This is a genomic window from Mycobacterium sp., assembly GCF_035633495.1.
GTDB lineage: Bacteria > Actinomycetota > Actinomycetes > Mycobacteriales > Mycobacteriaceae > Mycobacterium.
Map to the genome: position 1 here is coordinate 1 of NZ_DASQEU010000110.1, position 20,378 is coordinate 20,378.

Below are 20,378 nucleotides of genomic sequence, written 5' to 3' on the forward strand. Positions count from 1 at the left end.
ACGAAAATATCTGGGTGCCAACACAGTTGCCGATCGCGTTCGGGGGGCAATCGGTGATACTCGAGGGTTCCCGCGACAGGTCGATCAATACCCTGTCAGTGATCGGCGAGGACTTCGGCAAGTTGGTCCTGCTGGTGGTTCCGCCCTACACCAACCCGAGCCGCGCGTACACGGCAATACTGACCGCGTCGAGCCCGGAGCACGCTTCGACCACTGACGAATTGCTCGGGCGGCCGAAGATCGACCCCTCGCACTGATCGCGCACGAGCGCTGGGAGTCTGAAGGCGGAGCGTTGTTTCGCTCGCGCCAGCCAGCCACCGGACCCGCCGCGGCGGGAGAACCAGAGGTGCGTCGTGCTCAGTGACCACGAACTCGACAAGTTGCGTTAGATCGAGCGCCGGACGTGACGTTGGATCAAGTAGAACAAGCAGCCCGCGGCCGCCTACCACTACCGCATCAGACGCCCGGGCGGAACGGAGACAACGATGATCACTCTCTATGGGCTGGCCGCCACGGTTGGCCTCGGTCTGCTCTTGCTGGGAAACCAACCTTCGCGTGGTCAAGCAGTTCGAACGAGGTGTCGTCTTCCGGTTCGGACGGGTTCGACCTCCCGATCATGTCGACCTAGTTGCGACGCCGGATGTCGGTGACCACATCCTCCGACAGATTGTCGAGCAGCGCCGGTGTCAGAACCGCGCCGGGTGCAACGGCATTGCAGCGCAATCCGTTACGGCCGTACTGAGTGGCGCCGTGCTGAGTCAGCCGGATGACGGCTGCCTTGGCCGCGCCATACGCGCATTGCAGCGTGTCGCCCGTCGGACCCGAGGCGACGACGGTGTTGACGATCGAGCCTCCGCCCTCCGAGATCAACCCTCGTCCGTCACGTCCACCGGGATGCCGGCTGCCCGCCCCTCGGTGTCGCCTTCACAGATCTCAGCTGCGGTGGCAACAGTGGCATCATGGTCGAGATCGGCGATGAGCACGCTTGCGTCCTCGGTCACCATCAGGGCCGTCGCGGCACGACCGATGCACTCGCCGCTCCGGTGATGACGATCTTCTTGTCCACCAGACGGTCCATGAGTATTCCCTTCGATCGCGGTGCCGCGGCGTACGCCTCTCATGCGATTGTCGACAACACATGTATGCGCACTCGAAGCCTGGTCTGCAGTCAGCACACGATTGATCCTGCTGGGAGCGAGCACCTTTCGCCGAACACCGCTTTGGCCACTTCGGTTACAGCGAGCAAGCCGATGAGTTCGTTCGGCACGGATTCGACGATCAACAGGGCTCACCGAGGCGTAGTATGGAGGAGGTAGATACGCTAAATGGCGAGGTTGGGAATGACAGACGACGCGGCTCAGACGACACCGGCACAGACGGCTGGCGTCACCGTCGCGAGCGTTGCGTCCGCAGTGATCCGCGTGTTCGACGTGGATCAATCGGCGAAGTTCTACTGCGACGTGTTCTGCTGCCGTGCCGTCATTCGCGAGCCCGATGCGGCGCTGCTGTTGACGTCGAACGGCTTTCAGATCTATCTGTATTCCAAAGAACCGGCTCGCCGACCCGGTGTCGGCGCCACCGGTGTCCAGTATCTGACGTGGACGACCGACAGTCAGAGTGAACTTCAGCGGATAACACAGCGCCTTCGCGCGCACTACCCGGCGACGTACTCACACACCGAGGGCGAGTTGACCTTCGTGGAGGCGTGCGACCCCGACGGCGAGCGAGTCATCGTCGTGTATCCCAGTCCGAGCACCCTTCCACGCGAGTTGATCGCAGCGCGGTTCCAATGGTGACAACGACGCCACGCGATGTTCTTCACACCCGACCCCCTGCAGATATGCCCCTGGCTGTCTCACGGCCCAATCGGTGCAGAGGGGTCATGATGTTGACCAGCGACGTCCAAAAGCGTTGGCATGACCCGGCGAGCCTGCGCGCCGCTGCGCGCTACGTTGCGGCGGTCGTCGTCGCGGCTGGCGTTGGCCTCATTCTTCTTCTGCTCGTCGGTCAGCATTCGCCTCTGTGGGCTCTCGGCACCCCTGCGGTCCTTCTGATCGGAGGGGTCGGAGCCTTCATCAATACTTATCAGGTGTGGCGGACGGAAGGAACATGGCCCATCTGGCACGGCGCCGGGTGGCTTCTATTCACACTCATGCTCATCAGCCTCTGCATCCCAGGTATGGTGCTGTCGCACTGAATCGCGAGTGCGAGTTGGCAGCCCAGTTCGTGAACCCGTTGATATTCGGGCACGCAACGTGGTCGTGGGCCGCTATGAACCACGGTGGACGGCGAGGCCGCTTATCACCACGCCCTTCGTTACGGCGTTCTTCCTGCCCCGCAATGGAACTGACCGTCCGAAGGTCATCCCCCACGGTATGACGAACTGCGCCTTCCTTGGCCAGTTCGCCGAGACCCCCACGCGCGACGTCATCTTCACCGTTGAATATACTGTCCGCACGGCGATGGAATCCGTCTACCAGTTCCTGAACATCGAGCGGGGAATCCCGGAGGTCTTCGGTTCCATCTTCGATGTGCGTCAACTACTCAAATCGACTGCGACTTAGCGTGACCCGCAGCCATTGCCCGTGCCCGCGATTTTCCGCAAGTTCATCGAGAGGAATGAACTCGGACGGCTGCTGGCAGAGGACGGCGTCTTCTCGGATGGCGGTAATCACCCGGTACCGTCTGGAGCGGTCTCCCCCGGAGGGTCATGACGGCAGCGCTGCAGGCTGCCCGCGCAAGCAATAGTCACCGTCTGCCTTCGTGTGTTCCACATCTCCTGTCCTACTGGCGATATCGTTGCTGGGCTGCTGGCGGCGCGTTCCTGACGTCGTACGGTCGTGGCATGGCTCGCTCACCTCGTCGCCATCGCCATCGCCATCGCCTGGCGCCGCATCCGTGACGGCTTCACCTTGACATCCTTCGTGATCTACCGGTCAAGGTTCGGCGCGGTGGGCTACCGTCGACGACATCACGTCGCGCGCCGGCCATCACCACCGATCGACCAACACACGCGCGCTGAGTCCCTTACGGATTGCAAATGAGGCGAGTAGTCCATGCGAATGTCACCGATCCTTCTGCTGGCTTGTGTCGCGCTCCTGGCGGCCTGCTCCTCGTCCTCCGACACGACCGGGTTGAGGACTTCGAGCCAAGCGCCAGCGTCGGCCGCGGATACCCGCGGTGGTATCCCGCCCGGGTACCCCCTCGACGTCGACGTGGTGGCGCCGCTCGTCATCACGACGATCGCCCCCGACCCGATCCCGGTCACGGGGACGGACGGAAAGCTCCACGTGGCCTACGAACTCGAGGTGCTCAACGCCGGGCCGCGGCCTGCGACGATCACACAGATCGAGACCCTCGCTGACGGGCCAGAAGGGGCTGTCGTCACCACTATCGGACAGCAGGAGACCGTGAAGCGGACCGTCCTGATCCCCAACCTATTGCCCGGCCTCGTCACCGAGATTCCCGCGGGACGCACCGCGGTGCTGGTGCTCGACGACGTGTACGACACCCGCGCGAACGTCCCCGCCGAGTTCACGCACCGGATCACCGCCACGCTCGGTGCGGCGTTGCCGGAGTACCAACCAGTCAGCGCCCGATACCCGGACTCCGTCACGCAGGTCGGTGGGGCGGTCCGCACCAGCTCGGCGTCGCCGATCGTGATCGGGCCGCCGCTCGCCGGGGATGACTGGGTCGCCGCCAACGCGTGCTGCGTCGTCACGTCGCATCGTGGAGCCATGATGGGGGTGGGCGGCAGGATGAATGGCAGTGAGCGTTTTGCCATCGACTGGTTGCGCGTCGACCCGGCCAAGAACCCGTCCACCACACACACCGGCGACGGCACACGCAACGAGGACTACCTCGCTTACGACGCCCCGCTACTGGCGGTGGCCGACGGCACGATCGTGGCGGTGGTGTCCGACGAAAGGGAGGCGACGCCGCAGGTCGTGACACCCGACCAGGCCTTCGAGCAACTCGGCGGAAACCGCATCATCATCGACGTCGGCGACGGAAACTTCGCCTTCTACGCCCACATGATCCCCGGCTCCGCGTCGGTGAAGGTCGGCGACAAGGTCACCCGCGGCCAGGTCATCGGGCGCCTCGGCAACTCGGGGAACACCACCGAGGCGCACCTGCACTTCCATGTCTCTAGGGGTCCTGTTCCGCTCTCCAGCGACAACGTGCCTTATGAGATCGACCGATTCGCCCTTGCCGGCTCGATCGACGGCGATCACGTTGTGCCAGAAACGAAGCCCAGCGAGCGCACGAACCAGTTGCCGCTCGAAGCGAGTGTCATAAACTTCCCGGCGGCTCCGTAGTCCGTCCTGACATGCCCCGAAATCGATGCGTTGGCAGCGGAATCGGTGGGGATGTCGATGCTCGCCCCCGATACGACCAAGCTCAATGTTGACGGCGGTACGCGCGACGACCCGCGCCGCTGTTGAGGCGGTGGCCGCCGCAGCGGCGATATGGCTAACCGTGGCCGTCCTCGCTACGGCCGCAGTCGTCGGCACGCGGATCGCCGTCGATCGCGTACGCGAGACGGAATGGCACCGCGACCTGGACAGCCACCGGTCGCACGGTGATTGACCTGACCGACCCGGTAGGAGCGTTCTTCCTCCTCATTGGCGTGGTGTGGTTGATCTCCGCCGTCTTGTACGGACGAAACGGTCGCCCGTAGCGGCCAATCCCAGTTTGCCGAGCACCATTGCGACGATAGCGGTGCTTGCGGCGCGAATAACTGCGAGATGCGTAGAGGCCAGAGACTGTGAAATATCAAGGAGCGTAGAGCGTTTCGCATCAATTAATCATGAGAACTCCGTCACGAATCTTTGTATGTGTCGAGGCATGCAATCGCAGCGAGTAGCGTCGGCGCCATGGCTGACACCGACATCGCAGCTGCCCGTGAGCTGCTGCGCGATTCGTTCACCCGGCTCGTCGAGCACGTCGAGGACCTTGCCGACGGCCTGACCGATGACGTCGCGTACCACCAGCCTGCGCCGGGAGCCAACACGATCACCTGGCTGCTCTGGCATAGCGCCCGGGTGCAGGACGCTCAGCTCAGCGAGATCGCGGGCACCGAACAGGTGTGGCTCCGCGACGGCTGGGAGGGAAGGTTCGATCTCGACCTTCCGGCGGGTTCCCACGGTTACGGGCACACGCCCGAGCAGGTCGCCAAGGTCCGTGCGCCCGCAGACCTGCTCGCCGGGTACTACCGCGCGGTGTACGCCATGACGTTGGCCTATGTCGCCTCGGTGACCGCCGACGATCTCGAAGCCATCGTGGACCGACGCTGGACGCCGCCCGTGATCGCGAGTGCACGCATCGTCAGCGTCATCGACGACTGCGCGCAGCACCTCGGCCAGGCCGCCTACATCCGGGGCCTCGTCACCGGCGGATGACCCCGGCCAAAGTGGTGCGGTGGTGGCCTCCGGTCGGCTTGCTCGGGATGGTGTTGCTCGGGATCGCGGTCGGCAAGGGCTCCACACCGATCGACGACTGGTTCATTCATTTCGGACGCGCGCACCGATCCGTGTACGCCTTGCTCGTCTTCACTGACGCGCGGTTGGTGGTGCTGCTGTTCGCCATGACGGTCGTCGTCGGGTCGTATCGGCGACGTTGGCGGCTTGCCGTCGTGGCCGCTGTGACACCGGTGGTTGCCGTCGTGGTGGTGCGTTTGCTCAAGCGACTGTTCGACCGCGAGAAGATTGGCGCGCTGGCCTACCCGAGCGGGCACGTGACGGTGACCATCGTCGTGCTCGGCATGGCCGTGCTGTTGGTCGGCATCGCGCTGTGGACAGTCGCCTCGGTGGCCGTCGCGGCGCTTCTCGACCTCCTCGGACAGGCGTTCACCTACCACTACTTCACCGACACGGTAGGGGCCGTTTTCCTCGGCACCGCGCTGGTGTGTGTAGCCTTTCGGGCGGCCAAACTTGACAGGTGTCAACCCCGCTGCGATGTAGATCACAGCGCCAGTTAACATGGGCCCATGACTGCGACGCCCGAAGTTGACGCCACCGCGAAGATCCTCAACCCCGCCACTGGTCTGGTGGCGGGAACGGTGCGTTGGACTGATCCGGCTGACGTGCCCCGCATCGCCGCCGGTTTGCGGCAATCGCAGAGGGAGTGGGACGCCCGCGGCACCGCAGGCCGCGCGAGGGTGCTGGCCCGGTACGCGGTGTGGCTCGGCGAGCACCGCGACGAGATCGAATCGCTGCTGATCAAGGAGACCGGCAAGTCGGCGACCGACGCCGCGCAGGAGGTGCCGCTGCTGATCATGATCGCCTCCTACTACATCAAGACGATGCAGAAGGCGCTGGCGCCGGAGGCGCGTCCGGCTTCTCTTCCGTTCCTGTCGATCAAGAAGATCGCCGTGCACTACCGGCCGCGTCCGGTCGTCGGCATCATCGCGCCGTGGAACTATCCGGTGGCCAACCTGCTGATGGACGGCATCGCCGCGCTGGCAGCCGGCTGCGCCGTCTTGCTCAAGCCGTCCGAGCGCACCCCGTTGACCGCCGAGTTGCTGCTGCGCGGCTGGATCGACTCGGGTGCTCCCGAGGTGATGGCGATCGTTCAGGGTGCCCGCGAGGCGGTCGAAGCCGTCGTCGACAACTCCGACTACATCCAGTTCACCGGGTCCAGCGCCACCGGTGCGAAGGTGATGGAGCGCGCCGCCCGGCGGCTCACTCCGGTGAGCCTGGAACTCGGCGGCAAGGATCCGATGATCGTGCTCGAGGACGCCGACGTCGACCTCGCCGCACACGCCGCCGTGTGGGGCGCGATGTTCAACGCAGGCCAGACGTGTGTGTCCGTCGAGCGGGTCTACGTGCTCGAGCAGGTGTACGACGAGTTCGTCGCGGCCGTCGTGCGCGGCGTGGAGAACCTGAAGATGGGTGCCGGGGAGGGTTACGACTTCGGCGCGCAGATCGACGACAGTCAGGTCGACGTCACGGCGCGCCACGTCGCCGACGCCGTCGCCAAGGGGGCGCGGGCGCTGACCGGTGGCGAGCGCCCGACGGGCCCCGGCAGCTTCTACCCGCCGACGGTGCTCGTCGACGTGGACCACTCGATGGCGTGCATGACGGAGGAGACGTTCGGCCCGACGCTGCCGATCATGAAGGTGAGTACCGTCGCAGAGGCGGTACGGCTGGCCAACGACAGCCCCTACGGACTCAGCGCATCGGTGTTCTCGCGTAACGTCGAACGGGCCAATGACGTTGCGCTGGAGTTGGATTGCGGAGCGGTCAACATCAACGACGTAATCTCCAACCTGATGTGCACCACGGCCCCCATGGGTGGCTGGAAGACGTCCGGCATCGGGGCACGCTTCGGCGGCGCGGATGGTCTTCGCAAGTTCTGCCGTCAGGAGGCGATCGTCGCCCCCCGGACCAGCGTCGGCGCCGGCGGGAACTACTACAACAACTCGCTGAAGGCGATGAAGCGGATGAACACCATGATGACGAAGTTCGCCCTGATCCGCCCCAAGCGGGCGGCCAAGTAGCTCGACCTTCGCGTCACCCTCCGTTCATCCGAATGTCACCTCGGCTTCTGCGGGGGTCGATATCTTCTGGCCGTGATCACGCTGCAGGGCACCGAGTACTTCTCCGTCCGCGACGACGATGACGACGATCCCGTGCTGGTGCACCACCCCAGCGGAGTCGACGTCGACACCTGGCGGGAGAACTATCCCTACGACGAGCGGATGTCGCGCCCCGAGTACGAGGAGCAGAAGCGTCTACTTCAGATCGAGCTGCTGAAGCTGCAGAAGTGGAGTCAGACCAACGGGCTGCGCCACGTCATCGTGTTCGAGGGGCGCGACGCGGCAGGCAAGGGTGGCACGATCAAACGCTTCATGGAGCATCTCAACCCCCGCGGCGCGCGGGTCGTCGCGTTGGAGAAGCCGACCGAGCGTGAACGCACGCAGTGGTACTTCCAGCGCTACGTGTCGCACCTGCCCGCCGCCGGCGAGCTGGTCCTGTTCGACCGGTCCTGGTACAACCGGGCAGGCGTGGAACGGGTGATGAGCTTCTGCACCCCGGATCAGCACACCGAATTCATCGAGCAGGTCCCGCTTTTCGAGCAGTTGCTGGTCAACGACGGGATCAGCCTGACCAAGCTGTGGTTCTCGGTCACCCAGTCCGAGCAGCGGACCCGGTTCACCATCCGCCAGGTCGACCCGGTGCGTCAGTGGAAGTTGTCGCCGACGGACCTCGCGTCACTGGACAAGTGGGATGCCTACACGGCCGCCAAGGAGGACATGTTCGAGCTCACCGACACGGATACTGCGCCGTGGACGGTGGTCAAGAGCAACGACAAGAAGCGTGCCCGGATCAACGCGATGCGCTGCATACTCGGTAAGTTCGACTACGACAACAAGGACCGCCAGGTGGTCGCCACAGCCGATCCCCTCATCGTGGGACGCGCCCTGACCGACTGACCGGGTCCGCGTCCCTAACGGGAGGATGCACCCATGCGGTTGCTCGTCGCCCTCCTGTCATGGGTGCTGGCCACGGTCGCACTGGCGGTGGCAATCCCGGCGACCTGGGCGCAGCACAACGTCGTCGACCGAAACGGATACTCGGAGTTTGCGACCTCGGCCGCCAAGGATACCGCCCTGCAGCAGGCGATGGCGGCGGCTCTGACGTCGCAGCTGATGACATTGGCCGCCAACTCGGGCTACGACGCCAACGAGACCCTGTTGACGGGCGCGGCGCGCGCCTACACCGGCAGTGCGGCGTTCCCCGGCCAGTTCGCGCTGGCGAACCAGGTGGCGCACCGCTGGATGTTCAGCCAATCCGTCGGCCAGTCCGACGCGTCCGGCCGCTGGGAGATCGACCTGTCTCCGATGCTGGCGGACAGCTCATTCCAGCAGACGCTCGCCGACTTCGGCATCAAGGCGCCGGCGACCCTCGAGATCCCGCTGACCCAGAACGTGTCGCAATCGCTTCGCCCTGGCCAACTGCGCGACGTCGCCACCTGGGGCCCACGGGTGAGTGTCGTCGCCGCCGTGCTCGCCGGAGTCTTCGCGCTCCTGACGTTGGCGTCCGCCAGGCGGCGCGGTAAGGCTCTCGTTGCACTGGGTGTCTCGGGATTGATCGTGGGTGCGGCGGGTTGGGCGGCGATCGAGGTGGGGCGGCGGTACGTCGACGACGCGCTAAACGCCACGACGGCTGACGTCCGCAACGTCGCCGCCGCGATGGTCGACCATGCCATCGGAAATCTGCATCTGTGGCTGAATCTGACGTTGGCCGCAGGCGGTGTGCTCGTCGTGCTGGGCGTGCTCGCGTCGATGATGGGTGGACTGCGGCGCAGCTAGCCGTTCTGCCTCAGGTCGTCGGGCCTGACGATCTTGCCCAACTCCTCGCGGTCGGTGACGTCGAGCTTGATGCAGGCGCGGTAGATGTGTCCCTCGACGGTGCGCACCGAAACCACCAGGCGGTCGGCGATCTCGCGGTTGGTCAGCCCGGCGGCGACCATCGCGGCGATCTCGCGTTCCCGCGACGTCACCGGCAGAGGTGCCGCCGCGGTCCGGACGGCGGGTGTCAGCACGCCACCGCACAGCGCCGCAAGGCGAAGCGCTCGCGCCGCAGCCTCGGAGTTGCGGCGGCGATCGCCCGAGCGATTGTGGACGCCGGCGGCCTGGGCGGCCGAGTCGGCCGCAGACAGCAGGAAGCCGGCATCTTCGAATGCCACACTAACCGCGTCCAGCGCTGCACCGTCGGAGGTGGAGACGGCGGCGGCGTGGCGGGCGTACAAGTCGGCGAGCGGACCGGCGATGCGGGGCGCAAGGGACCGCAGCCGGCCCGCAACCGTGCGGTCGCCGAGGCGCGCCAAGTGATGAAGTGCCTCGCCCTCGACGGCATACTGACCCGAACGGTGAGCCAGATCTGCTGCCGCCCTGGCGAAGTCGAGCGCTGAGCGCTCGGATCCCTCGGCCGCGGCCAACCACGACTTCGCGATCAGCACCTGCGGCTCGTGGATCGCGACGGACGGTCCGGTGTGTTCGTCTGCCTCGATCAACACGCGCTCGGCCTGTTCGACGTTGCCGAGCGCCGCGTAACTCTTGGCGAGGAGCAGCCTTGCGGGCAGCCGCCATGGCAGCGACGCTTCGGCGGCCAGCGCCGCGAGCGCCTGCTCGATCGACGAGATGGCATCGGGGAAACGGCCGCGATACGTGGCGACGACGCCCGCGGTGATCCTGGCGATGGCCCAGCCCAACCGCTGCCCCGACGACGAGAAGGTGGCGTACCCGGCTGCGCGCTCGTCGGCGAGGTCGAGCTGACCGACGGTGGTCAGGGCCAGTACGTCGCCGTAGCGCACCATCACCTTGATCATGCCGTCGGTCGGCTTCTGCTGTGCCCGACTCATGGCCGCGATCGGCTCGAAGTCGCCGCCGCGTCCTGCCACGGGCATCGCGAGGCCTGCGCTGAACGCGGCGAACTCGAAGGCCTGCTTGGGTGCCTCGGGATCGGACAATACTGCCTCGGCGGCAGCGAGTCCCTCCTCGATCTTGTTCTCGTGCACCGCAAGTGCTGCCGACGTCGCCTGGACGACCAACTTCAGGGCCTGATGACGAACGCGGTCGGCCAGTATCTGCATCACCGAATGTGCCTGTTCGACGGCACCCATGGACCAGAACAGGATCGAGACCCTTGGGATGCCCCACTGGACGAGCTGGAGTTCGTCGAGGTCGTCCGGATCGAACCGGGCCAGAATGCCTTCCGCCTCCGCGGGGCGACCCTGCCACAGAAGTGCCCGCGACAGGACTTCGGCCGCACGCAGGCCGCCGTCGGCTTCCAGGGCGGCACGGGCGAGGTGCTCGCCGAGGGGAATGTTCGACAGCGAGATGGCGTCCTTGGCGGCCGTGATCAGGAGGTTCACGTCCGGGGGCTGGTCGCTGCCGACGTAGAGCTGAGCCAGCCGGATCCGGGCGGCGGTGGTGTCGGTCGGACGGTCCCGCAGGGCGGTGACGATGTTGCCGCGCAGCCGCCGAGCCGACGCGGTGCCGGTGCGCTGGCGGACCACCTCGCCGTAGAGCGGATGACTGAACCGGGCATTGAGCTGCACGCCATCCCGCGTCACGCGGATCAGGCCCTGCACCTCGGCCGCGTCGACGGCCCCCTCCCCGGCAAGTGAACACAGGATGTCGATGTCGCAGGGTTCGCACAGGGCCAGGAGTTTCAGCGTCCTCATCACGTCGTCGGTGGTGCGGTCGAGGCGATGCGAGAGCAGTGACGCCAGACCGGACGAGATGACGGCCGAACCCCTCAGCTGCCACACGCCGGAGACCTCGGTCAGCGTGCCCGCGTCGACGGCGCCCTCGACCAGGTGGCGCAGGAACAACGGATTGCCCCCCGACGAATCCCACATCACGTCCGCGCTGAGGCCTTCGAGGCGCCCACCGAGGACGATCTCCACGAGGGCGATGCTCTGCTGCTTGGACAGGGGGGCTAGCTCGAAGCGCTTGAGGTAGCCGTCTTTCCACAATGACGTGACCGCATCGGGGACGGGCTCGCCGCTGCGAACGGTGGCCACGAACCGGGCCGCCCCCTCGACCGCGAGTTGATGTACCAGCGTGGCCGAGAGTTCGTCGAGCAGGTACGCGTCGTCCACGCCGATGGTGGTGTTCGGTTGCGCAAGAAGCGATTCCCGGGCCGAGGCGATGAGGGCCAGAGGGTCACGCGAGCCCGACGGCGGGACCTGATGGGCGAAGACGCCGAGCGGGATGCTGCGGGCGGACTCGGTGCAGGCGATCCAGTGCACCTCCGACGGCAAGGTGGCGACCACGCTTCTGGCCAGGGTCGTCTTGCCCACGCCTGCGGGTCCGACGAGCACCACCCCGCCGCTGCCCGGGTCGGTGAGCGCTTGACTGATCGCATCGAACTCGGCAGGGCGATCCAACATCTGCCATTGCCGCGCCATGTCTTGCGAGTGTAGGTGCCAGATCTGCGGTTCGCTGCCCAATGAACAGGTACTGGCGCACAACGTTCACCCGCTACTCCGGTAGTTCGGAGACGTCGGACGGCTCGCTGCGCTCGACGTTGTTGTGCTTGTGCCGGAAATCGCTGGACGCGTCGTAGACGAGCTTCTTGAGACGGTTGATGGAGCCGAGCGGGCGGTGCGCGGCCAGCCCTCGCCACGAGTTGAAGGAGAGCACGTCGTCGCCGTAGGCGAGCCGCTCCTCGGTGGCCGGGTTCTGACGGGGGAAGGTGAGCCTCGCGACGCCGCGGTGGGGGGACGCGTCCTCTGACCAGTCGACGGACGCGTCCTCGACCGGCATGGCGGCGAGGTCGGTACACAGCTGCACCTGGAACTCGTATTCGGCGCTGTCGGTACGGAACAGGTCGGCCACCATGTCGCGGTGGGCGTCGTCGCCTGCTGTCGCCGGAACCACTTGTCCTTGAAGCGATCTCACTGATGCGGACATGGGGACGACGGCGAACCGCGCGATGTAGTCGCCGTAGCGCAACGCCGAGGACGAGTAGTACGTCTCGCCCAGCACCGGCGAATTCGGCCGGGCGAACAACTCCAACGCCATGGGCAGGTGCAGGCCGACGTGCGGAAGTACGTGGTTTCCGAAGAACGCGAAGACGCGGCTGGCGAACTGAAGCACGGAGTCCGGTGTGCGGGCCAGCACCTTCGCCAGTGGCATACCGCGCTTCAAATACGCCGCGGCATCGGCGAACGGGAACTCGCGGTGGGTGACGAGGATGAAGTCCTGATTGGTGGTGTCGTCGTCGGGCAGGATCTTGGGGCCCGATACCCCGAGAACCTTGATGCCCAATCCTCGGATGCCCTTCGTCTGGTCGCTGCGCAGAGCGCCTGCGGTACTCGACAACCGCGCGACGACGGGGTAGCTGGCCGGTTCGGCGAACACACCTTGGCGTAGCTCGTCGGGCAGGTCGGGATAGACGGTCAGTTCGCCGCGTAGCAACCCGTGGCCCTTGGCGTGGGCGTCGCGCATCCCGTGCCGGTACTTCTTCAGCGCCCACACGTTGTTCGTGTTCAGTGACGCCGCGATCTTGAAGACCAGCCCCTCCTCGTCGATGCTGGGCTGCTCCACGTCTTCGCGGTAGGGAACGTACGTGCGGGCGGTCATACCTGCTCCATCCGGTGCGCCGGTGGCACCGGTGGCAGTCCATGGCGCGAACGGATTCTTGACTCCGGACAAGGCGGGCGCCAGCTCCGGGAAGTGTCGCAGCAGAACGGTACGCATCGAGTTGCGTCTGATCCAGTCCATGCCTGCAGGCGTGTAGACCTCGGGCCGGAAGTCTCTAGTGAAGAAGCGGTCGCTCTCCAGCCGGCGCGACGCCATCAGGATGAACACGCGAAACGCGGTGTCGCTGAACCCGAATCCCGGTGGCTTCGGCTCGGCGTACATGCCGACGATGAGGTCGACCCGCTCGACGTCGCCGTACACCTCCTCCAACTCGCGCGCCCACACCGGGTTGTCCGTCAGGTCGGCGAAGGTGGCGGCCGGCTTCAGCCGGAACAGGCGGCGAAACTCGTTGTAGCGCGGAACTCCCCGCTCGCGGACCCTCAGGACGTCCACCGCCGCCAAGTCGATGGTGTGGCCGTCGCGAACCAGTTCCGTCAGCTGGACGGGAAAGTTGTGCAGGGTGATCGCCCCGGGGTTCGCCCGCCCGAACGAATAGAGCAGATCAGCCATCGGTGTCTCCGAAAGGCGTTGGCGGACCTGCATGAATTCGAGGTCGACGAGTTTGTGCCCGGCCAGCAGGCTGTCGTCGCTCAACGACCGGAACTCGTAGTCGTCGGGAAGCAGGGGATGCATGCGGTACACCGCGACGAACTCCTCGGTGAGCGAGTAGGGGACGTCGTGATGGTCGGTCGGGGATCCCGGGATGCCCGTGAACACCTCGTTGCTGGTGAACCGCCGGATGAACGGGTTCAGCCGCTCACCGAACACGCCGAACCAGTTGGCGCGCATCGCGAACGTGGTGGTGGGGTGCGCGATGATCGCCGGCGTCCAGTCGGTCGTGTGGATCTTGGCCATCAGCGCCGCGTTGATCAGGCGCGCCTTGTCGTACAGTTCCTGGTCGGTCAGGTGCGGGTAGTGCCCGGCCAGGACGTCGCAGATCGCGTTGTGCTCACGCATGAACAGCGAGTGCAGGAGCGCGAGCCCCACCCAGAAGTTGCCGACCACGCCCGTGGGGTCCAGCGTCGCTTCGAGTGCGGCGGGGGGCAGACCGAGGTCGTCGATCTGAAGCTTGCCGTTCTCGAAGGATCGCAACGCTTCCGCGAATTCGGTCTTCCCGCCGTAGATCTGGGAGCCGTCCCACCAGTGCGTGTCATCGGTGACGAAGGTCGGCGGTCCATCCGGGTCGGGGTTCGGGTCGGGTGCGGTCCGCTTGACGACCATCACACGTTCGTGTCCGTGATCGTCCCGCGTCGGGATCTGCCACGGCTGGTCCTCGGCGGTCGGGTGGCTCAGCCAGTCGTGCACCTCGAACTGGATCCAGGCCGCGGCGAGCAGGTTGAGGGTGGTGGCGGGTTGAAACACCTCGCGGCGTAGGAGTTTTCGGCTGATCACGCTCGGGTTGGGGCTCAACAGCGCCTCGTGAGCCTCCGGGTTTGCATTTGCCAAAGGAACGTTGCGCCCGAAGCGGCATCCCTTGGCGCCCATCAAGGGGTCGGAGAGGTCGTTGTACGTGCCGTCGACGGTACGGGCACCGCGGTACCGTCCGTCGGAAACGGGCGGTGGCTGCGCGCTGGCGTCGCGTCCGGTGTCGTAGAGGTTCTCGGCGCGCAGTCGATAGCGCAGGCCGACGAGCACCGGTATGCCGAGCACGGTGGGCAGCCGGGACCACCCGATCGACCCGTCGATGCGTTCCGCGGCCCGGCCGAGAACCTGGGCGGAACGTCGGCGCAGATTGGGCCTGGCATTCGCCATGGCGTGAGTCCCCCTTGCTGGTCTGGTCGGTGGGATCGTCATGCCATTCAGCCGCGGAGGCGGGCCGCTTGGCGTATCGCCCACGTCACCTCGGCGTGCTGGATGTCGCTGTGTGCGCCACTGATTGGGGATTCGTCCCTGGCGATCACCGAGCTGGCGTCGAGGGCGTAGAACTTGCCCGCCGCGAAGCCGTAGGACGGAGTGCCCGTGGCCAGGGTGACGGTCTGCGCGGCGGGGTCGTTCTGATATCCGTCGTGCCCCATGGCTCCCCACCGGAACGTGACCGCCTCATTGCCTTCGGCGTCCTGGCGTGCGAGCAAGCTGGCCGCCGGGTACCACTTGCCGACTGCTCGGTCAGCACCGGTGAAGGTGGCGACCAACGGGCCGTCCACCCTGTCGACGAACCCTGCGAGCGCGCCCGAGCGCCCGCGGTCGAACGGCAGAGAAGAGGCAAAGGCAAAGTGGGAGAAAGCACCCTGAACCAGGCTTAGCGACTTGACCGGGCTGGCGGACCCGACCGCGCCCGCGGGGAGTCCCGACAGCGCGTACGACACCAGTCGGGCTCCGAAGCTGTGCCCGATGAGGTGGATGCGCGGCGGGCCGGCAGGCCCGGAGAGTGCGCCCAGCAGTGGCCCGAGGCCTTGGCGCCCGACGACGCCGGCGCGGTTCTTCATCTCGTAGTAGCTCATCGTCCGGAGCAGTTCCCGCCCGCCCGCCCACAGTCGGCCGAACATGTTGCCGACGCCTTGGGCATCCGAGCTCGCCTTGGGCGCCATCGTCGCGGCGTGCCCGAGAGCGGTACTCGGTTCGGCGGTGAGTAGGGTCGACTCACCGGCGTCTTCGTCTGCCTGCGGCGGGGTGGTGACGAGTCCTACTGTTAGGGAATGGAATTCGGCGAGTTTGTCCTCATCCTGGGGCTTGTCGTCGAGCAGTTGCCCGATGGTGTCGAGCTGGCTCTGCTGCTCGGGCATGGCCGGCGCGATCGCAGCGACCAGTTGCCGGCCGGAAGAGGGCACCACCTCTTTGGGAGTTGTGGGATCGTCGTCCGGGAACAACAGTGACGGCCACAGAACGCCGACGAACGCGGAGCTGTTCAGATGCGACCCGAGCTGATCCTGCAGCAGCGAGAACATTCCCGCGTACAGCGTGCGGGCGGAGTCGACTCCGTTGTTCCAACCGTGCGAGAAGACGAACACGTCGGTGATGCCGCCTGCCGCGACGGCGGCCTGCAGTCCCGGATGTTCCTGGTGGTCGGTGGTGTTCAGCGTGCCGTCTGCATTGAAAACGACTTCGTAGTAAGGCAATTTAGCCAGTGAAGCCATGATCTCCCCTTAGGTGCTGGTCAGCGCGCGCATGAGATTGACGAGGCCGGCACCCTGATAGAACTCGTGTCGGCCGAGGTCGGTGGCGGTGTCGATGAACTGCTTCTTCACCAGCTCCGGTTGGCCGACGAATTCTGGGCGTGCCGATAGAAACGCGGCCACCGCTCCCGAGACGTGTGCGGCCGCCATCGAGGTGCCGTCCATCTCGATGTACCGCGCCAGCCCGTCGGTCCCGGCGTCCAGCGGCTTCACACCGATGGCCTGATGGCTGGCCGCAGCGGACGTGATCCGCTCGCCGGGGGCCACGAGATCGGGTTTGAGTCGACCGTCGAGCGTCGGCCCCTTCGACGAGTTGAAGGTGACGCCGAAGGTGTGGGGCCGGTAGCGGTGGGTCGATCCCACCGTGATCGCCGCTGCGGAGTTGCCGGGGTCGGTGATCGTGGACAGCTGGCCGAAGACGTCATTGGTCGCTCCCAGGACGTCCGCCCCGACGCCGCCCGCGACGGTACCCGCGCCGATGTTGCCCGCGCTGACGACTGCCACCACCCCGGTGCCGACGAGGAGATCGAGTTCGCGACACAGTGGACTCTGGCCTGCGGCGTAGTCCCCCGGCTGCCACGCGCAGCCAAGCGACATGTTCACGCCGTGGATCTGTAGTTCACGCGCCCCATCGTTGACGTTGCGCACGTAGTCGATGGCGTCGAGAAGTGCACTCTCCAGCGTCTTCCCGTTATCGTCGAGGACCTTCAAGCTCACCAGGTTCGCCTGCGGCGCAACACCGTTGAGTGTGGTGCCGGTTTCCAGCGGCCGGCTGACCCACTTCGGCAGACCGACCCCGCGCTCGGTACCGGCCACCCGCATCAGCGTGGGGTCCGACGGTGCCCGGCCCGCGATGATGCCCGCGATGTGGGTGCCGTGACCGAAGGTGTCGGCCAGCGGGCCACCCTTCGCGAGGGCCGGGTTGCTGGTGAAGTCGTGATGAAGGTTCTTGACGGCGCCAGCCGACAGCGTGCCGCTGGCCTCGAAGTGGGGATGGCTCGCTTCGATTCCCGAGTCGACCACCGCCCACACCACGCCCTTGCCGCCGCAGCCGTAGGTGCGTGCGGCGGCGTCGGCCTGAATGGTCGTCAGCGAGCGATCCAGATGCGCCTTGACGACGAGGTCGGGCCAGATACGGTAGATCAGTCCCAGCGCCTTGGTCTCCGCTGTGCTGCCACTGGTTCCGCCGCCGAGCATCAGCCGCGATACCTGGGCGGGGTCCAACACGCAGCGCATGTAGTGCCGTCCCACGGGCACCGGTTCGAGGTCGTCGGCCAGATTGCCGAATACCGAGTGGAACAACTCGCGGAAATCGTCGCGTGCCGAGTCCACCGTCGTGCCGGGGTTGACCCGGAGTTCGACCAGCATCACCCGCCCGCCGGCTTCGTTCGTCAGGACCGCATCCTTCGCGGCCGGCGAGATGTCCTCGGATGGGGCCAGCAGCACGGGACTCACCAGCGACGTCCGCCTCGGAGCCGGGCTGGGACTCATCGCAGACACCCGCTGTGTCGCGCTGGGCAGTCATCCATGTCGCAAGCCTGCGCCCTCGCGCTCCCGAGGGCACGCGTACTCGGGTACTCGATACGGCCCATCACGGGATCGCTGCAGGAAGCGAAGCTGTCGACATTCTCGAACGCTACTGCCGGCAGGCTCGTCGTCGGCGAGTTTTGGACAGCCTCACGGTTGAACGTCCGCCGGCGGGTCCGGCTCGCGGTTGGGCGGGTAGGCGGCCCAGATCCGTCCGCCGATCTTGATGTTCGGGGTGCGGAAGTAGGCCCATCCGCCCATCAGTACGCAGGCCATGGCGACGAAGGCGATCGAACTCTGAAGGTCCGGCAACCCGGCCGCGAACAGCACGGGGATGGCGACGATGGTGGCCGTCCAGTAGATGCGACGCTTCATCGCCCGCTTGGATCTCGCGGCGGTGTCCCAACCGGGCAACAGAAGACCGGTGAGCAGGATGGCGACGCCGATGTAGAAGAGACTCAGTGACAGGGTGCTCACTGGCCCAGCGTGCGGTGTAGGAACTCGTAGATCAGCGCCGAGCGGAATGCCGTCTGCGCGTTGTCCGCCGCGCCCGCATGGCCACCCTCCACGTTCTCGTAGTAGCGCACCCGATGGCCTGCCTCCTCCAGTGCGGCGGTCATCTTCCTGGCGTGGCCGGGATGGACCCGGTCGTCACGGGTCGACGTCGTCACGAGCAGTGCCGGGTACGCGTGGTCGGCCGAGATGTTCTGGTACGGCGAATACTCGGAGATGAAGGCCCAGTCGTCGGGGTTGTCCGGGTTGCCGTACTCGGCCACCCACGAGGCCCCGGCCAGCAGCAGGTGGTAACGCTTCATGTCGAGCAGAGGCACGCTGCACACCAACGCGCCGAACAGTTCCGGGTACTTGGTCAGCATGATGCCCATGAGCAGTCCGCCGTTGCTGCCGCCCTGGGCGCCCAGTCGATCGACGGTGGTGATGCCGCGTGCGACCAGATCAGCTGCTACGGCGGCGAAGTCCTCGTGCACCAGATGCCTGCCCTCGCGCATGGCCTGCGTGTGCCACCGTGGGCCGAACTCGCCGCCACCGCGAATGTTGGCGAGGACGTAGGTGCCGCCCCTCGAGAGCCACAACCTGCCGAGCACGCCGCCGTAGCCCGGGGTGTTGGACGATTCGAAGCCGCCGTAGCCGCCTAGTAGCGTCTTGCCTGGACCCGTCGAACTGCGATGCCCCGCAACGAAGTACGGGATCATCGTGCCATCAGCCGAGGCGACGAAGTGCTGATTCACCTCGATGTCGGAGGCGTCGAAGAACGCCGGCGCACTCTTGATCTCGGTCACCTCGCCGCCGGCGTGGCCCCACAGCAGCCGGGACGGGCTGTCGAAGCCGCTCGAGTCCAAGAAGATCTCGTCGCCGTATTCGTCGACGTCGACGACCACCGTCGTGGCATTGTGCGGGACGCCTGGGATCGGCTCCCGTCGCCACGGGCCCGGGGTGACGAGCTCGACGAGGGTTGCCACGTCGTGCAGCGTGACGAGGACGAGCCTGTCGCGGGTCCACGCGTAGGTGTCCAGGCTGGTGTGCTCGTCGGGTTCGAAGACCGCACTGAGTTCTACAGTGCCACTGAGGAAGTCATCGTACTTCGCGGCCAGCAGCGAGCCGGCGGGATACGTCACCGCAGCCACCGTCCAATCGGTACGCGGCCTGACGAGGAGCCACTCGCGGTGGATGGAGATCGCCGCGTCGGTAGGCACGTCGATCGCGATGAGTTCCTCGCCGCGAATCTCGAAGCGCTCGCGGTTGAAGAAGTCGACCGATCTCGTGGCCAGCAGTCGCTCGAAGTCGGGCGTCGGGTCGAATCCGATGCCGACGCTGACGTCTGACGCCGCGCCGGAGAACACGGTCTGCGCTTCGGTCAGAGGTTGTCCGCGTCGCCACCGCTTCGCGATGCGGGGATAGCCGGAGTCGGTCAGCGTGTCCGGGCCGAAGTCCGTCCCGATCAGCACGCTGTCGCGGTTCTCCCAGGAGATGCTGGTCTTCGCCTCGGGCACCGTGAACCCGTCAGCGACGAATTGGCGTGTCGCCATGTCGAATTCGCGGGTGACCGTCGCGTCCGATCCGCCGCGCGAGAGGCTGACGAGCGCCAGTGTGAGGTCGGGCTCGATCACGTCGGCGCCGGCCCAGACCCATTTCTCGTCGTCCTCCGCGGCCAACGCGTCGAGGTCGATCAGAACGTCCCAGTCGGGTGAATCACTGCGGTAACCGTCGAGTGTGGTGCGCCGCCACAGTCCACGCGGGTGGTCGCCGTCGCGCCAGTAGTTGTAGAGGTACTCGCCGCGCCGTCGCACGTACGGGATCCGGGCGTCGGTGTCCAAGATCTCCAGCGCCTCTGCGCGCATCTGCTCGAAACGCTCGCCGCCGAGTTCGGCAAGCGTCGGTTCGTTGCGCTGTCGCACCCACTCGAGCGCGTCGTCGCCGGTGATGTCCTCGAGCCACAGATACGGGTCCGCCCCGGCCGTCTGCTCTTCGCACAAGCGCTCATTACCCACGCAACCATTGTGACCGCGGGCGTAGTGTGAGCTGGATAACACCTCGTTTGGCCCGACGGGCACGGGTACTTC

Annotated in this window: 18 protein-coding genes and 1 pseudogene; 10 read left to right on the top strand and 9 right to left on the bottom strand. The window is 66.2% G+C overall.

Features of this window, described 5'->3' with window-relative positions; all coding sequences use genetic code 11:
* Window positions 1-257 (top strand): DUF5994 family protein (locus VET27_RS16705; protein ID WP_526520071.1); only part of this gene is annotated, 257 nt, incomplete at its 5' end.
* Window positions 258-624: 367 nt separating this feature from the next.
* Here VET27_RS16705 and VET27_RS16710 read toward each other — a convergent pair.
* Window positions 625-870, bottom strand: coding sequence for an SDR family NAD(P)-dependent oxidoreductase (locus VET27_RS16710; protein WP_526520073.1), 246 nt, complete (start codon window positions 868-870; stop codon window positions 625-627).
* The gene (locus VET27_RS16715; RefSeq protein ID WP_526520075.1) at window positions 867-1,001 is read right to left on the bottom strand and encodes a hypothetical protein; all 135 of its coding nucleotides are present in this window, start codon (window positions 999-1,001) and stop codon (window positions 867-869) included. The genes VET27_RS16710 and VET27_RS16715 overlap by 4 nt, the downstream gene beginning before the upstream one ends.
* A gap of 339 nt (window positions 1,002-1,340) precedes the next feature.
* Here VET27_RS16715 and VET27_RS16720 point away from each other — a divergent pair, with 339 nt between their 5' ends.
* The 9 genes from VET27_RS16720 to VET27_RS16760 all read left to right on the top strand — a co-directional run bounded on the left by VET27_RS16720 (window position 1,341) and on the right by VET27_RS16760 (window position 9,316).
* A complete protein-coding gene (locus VET27_RS16720) occupies window positions 1,341-1,796 on the top strand; it encodes a VOC family protein (RefSeq protein WP_526520077.1) in 456 nt (151 codons plus the stop codon).
* Between the two features lie 89 nt (window positions 1,797-1,885).
* Window positions 1,886-2,197 carry a hypothetical protein gene (locus VET27_RS16725; protein WP_526520079.1) on the top strand — a complete coding sequence of 104 codons (312 nt, stop codon included), beginning with the start codon at window positions 1,886-1,888 and terminating at the stop codon, window positions 2,195-2,197.
* A 64-nt stretch (window positions 2,198-2,261) separates the two neighbouring features.
* Entirely contained in the window at window positions 2,262-2,564 is a 303-nt protein-coding gene (locus VET27_RS16730; RefSeq protein ID WP_526520081.1) for an oleate hydratase, read from the top strand.
* 492 nt (window positions 2,565-3,056) lie between these two features.
* Entirely contained in the window at window positions 3,057-4,319 is a 1,263-nt protein-coding gene (locus tag VET27_RS16735; RefSeq protein WP_526520083.1) for a M23 family metallopeptidase, read from the top strand.
* Window positions 4,320-4,877: 558 nt separating this feature from the next.
* A complete protein-coding gene (locus tag VET27_RS16740) occupies window positions 4,878-5,402 on the top strand; it encodes a mycothiol transferase (RefSeq protein ID WP_526520085.1) in 525 nt (174 codons plus the stop codon).
* The gene (locus tag VET27_RS16745; RefSeq protein WP_526520087.1) at window positions 5,399-5,980 is read left to right on the top strand and encodes a phosphatase PAP2 family protein; all 582 of its coding nucleotides are present in this window, start codon (window positions 5,399-5,401) and stop codon (window positions 5,978-5,980) included. Before VET27_RS16740 ends, VET27_RS16745 begins: the two co-directional genes overlap by 4 nt.
* Window positions 5,981-5,989: 9 nt before the next feature.
* A complete protein-coding gene (locus VET27_RS16750; protein WP_526520089.1) occupies window positions 5,990-7,501 on the top strand; it encodes an aldehyde dehydrogenase family protein in 1,512 nt (503 codons plus the stop codon).
* A gap of 66 nt (window positions 7,502-7,567) precedes the next feature.
* Window positions 7,568-8,437, top strand: coding sequence for a polyphosphate kinase 2 (gene ppk2, locus VET27_RS16755; RefSeq protein ID WP_526520117.1), 870 nt, complete (start codon window positions 7,568-7,570; stop codon window positions 8,435-8,437).
* A gap of 33 nt (window positions 8,438-8,470) precedes the next feature.
* The gene (locus VET27_RS16760; RefSeq protein WP_526520091.1) at window positions 8,471-9,316 is read left to right on the top strand and encodes a hypothetical protein; all 846 of its coding nucleotides are present in this window, start codon (window positions 8,471-8,473) and stop codon (window positions 9,314-9,316) included.
* Here VET27_RS16760 and VET27_RS16765 read toward each other — a convergent pair.
* The 7 genes and pseudogenes from VET27_RS16765 to VET27_RS16795 all read right to left on the bottom strand — a co-directional run bounded on the left by VET27_RS16765 (window position 9,313) and on the right by VET27_RS16795 (window position 20,306).
* The gene (locus VET27_RS16765) at window positions 9,313-11,922 is read right to left on the bottom strand and encodes a LuxR C-terminal-related transcriptional regulator (protein WP_526520093.1); all 2,610 of its coding nucleotides are present in this window, start codon (window positions 11,920-11,922) and stop codon (window positions 9,313-9,315) included. The two genes, VET27_RS16760 and VET27_RS16765, sit on opposite strands and share 4 nt — an antisense overlap.
* A 73-nt stretch (window positions 11,923-11,995) precedes the next feature.
* Window positions 11,996-13,099 (bottom strand): catalase family protein, encoded by a 1,104-nt coding sequence (locus VET27_RS16770; RefSeq protein WP_526520119.1) that lies wholly within the window; start codon window positions 13,097-13,099, stop codon window positions 11,996-11,998.
* A gap of 39 nt (window positions 13,100-13,138) precedes the next feature.
* A pseudogene (locus VET27_RS16775) lies at window positions 13,139-14,809 on the bottom strand (peroxidase family protein); the annotation flags it as partial.
* 149 nt (window positions 14,810-14,958) lie between these two features.
* Entirely contained in the window at window positions 14,959-16,233 is a 1,275-nt protein-coding gene (locus VET27_RS16780) for a serine/threonine protein kinase (protein ID WP_526520095.1), read from the bottom strand.
* 9 nt (window positions 16,234-16,242) lie between these two features.
* Window positions 16,243-17,763, bottom strand: coding sequence for a S8 family peptidase (locus VET27_RS16785; RefSeq protein ID WP_526520097.1), 1,521 nt, complete (start codon window positions 17,761-17,763; stop codon window positions 16,243-16,245).
* A gap of 186 nt (window positions 17,764-17,949) precedes the next feature.
* Window positions 17,950-18,276 (bottom strand): hypothetical protein, encoded by a 327-nt coding sequence (locus VET27_RS16790; protein WP_526520099.1) that lies wholly within the window; start codon window positions 18,274-18,276, stop codon window positions 17,950-17,952.
* Window positions 18,273-20,306, bottom strand: a complete 2,034-nt coding sequence (locus tag VET27_RS16795; protein ID WP_526520101.1) for a prolyl oligopeptidase family serine peptidase — start codon at window positions 20,304-20,306, stop codon at window positions 18,273-18,275. The genes VET27_RS16790 and VET27_RS16795 overlap by 4 nt, the downstream gene beginning before the upstream one ends.
* Window positions 20,307-20,378: the final 72 nt, after the last annotated feature.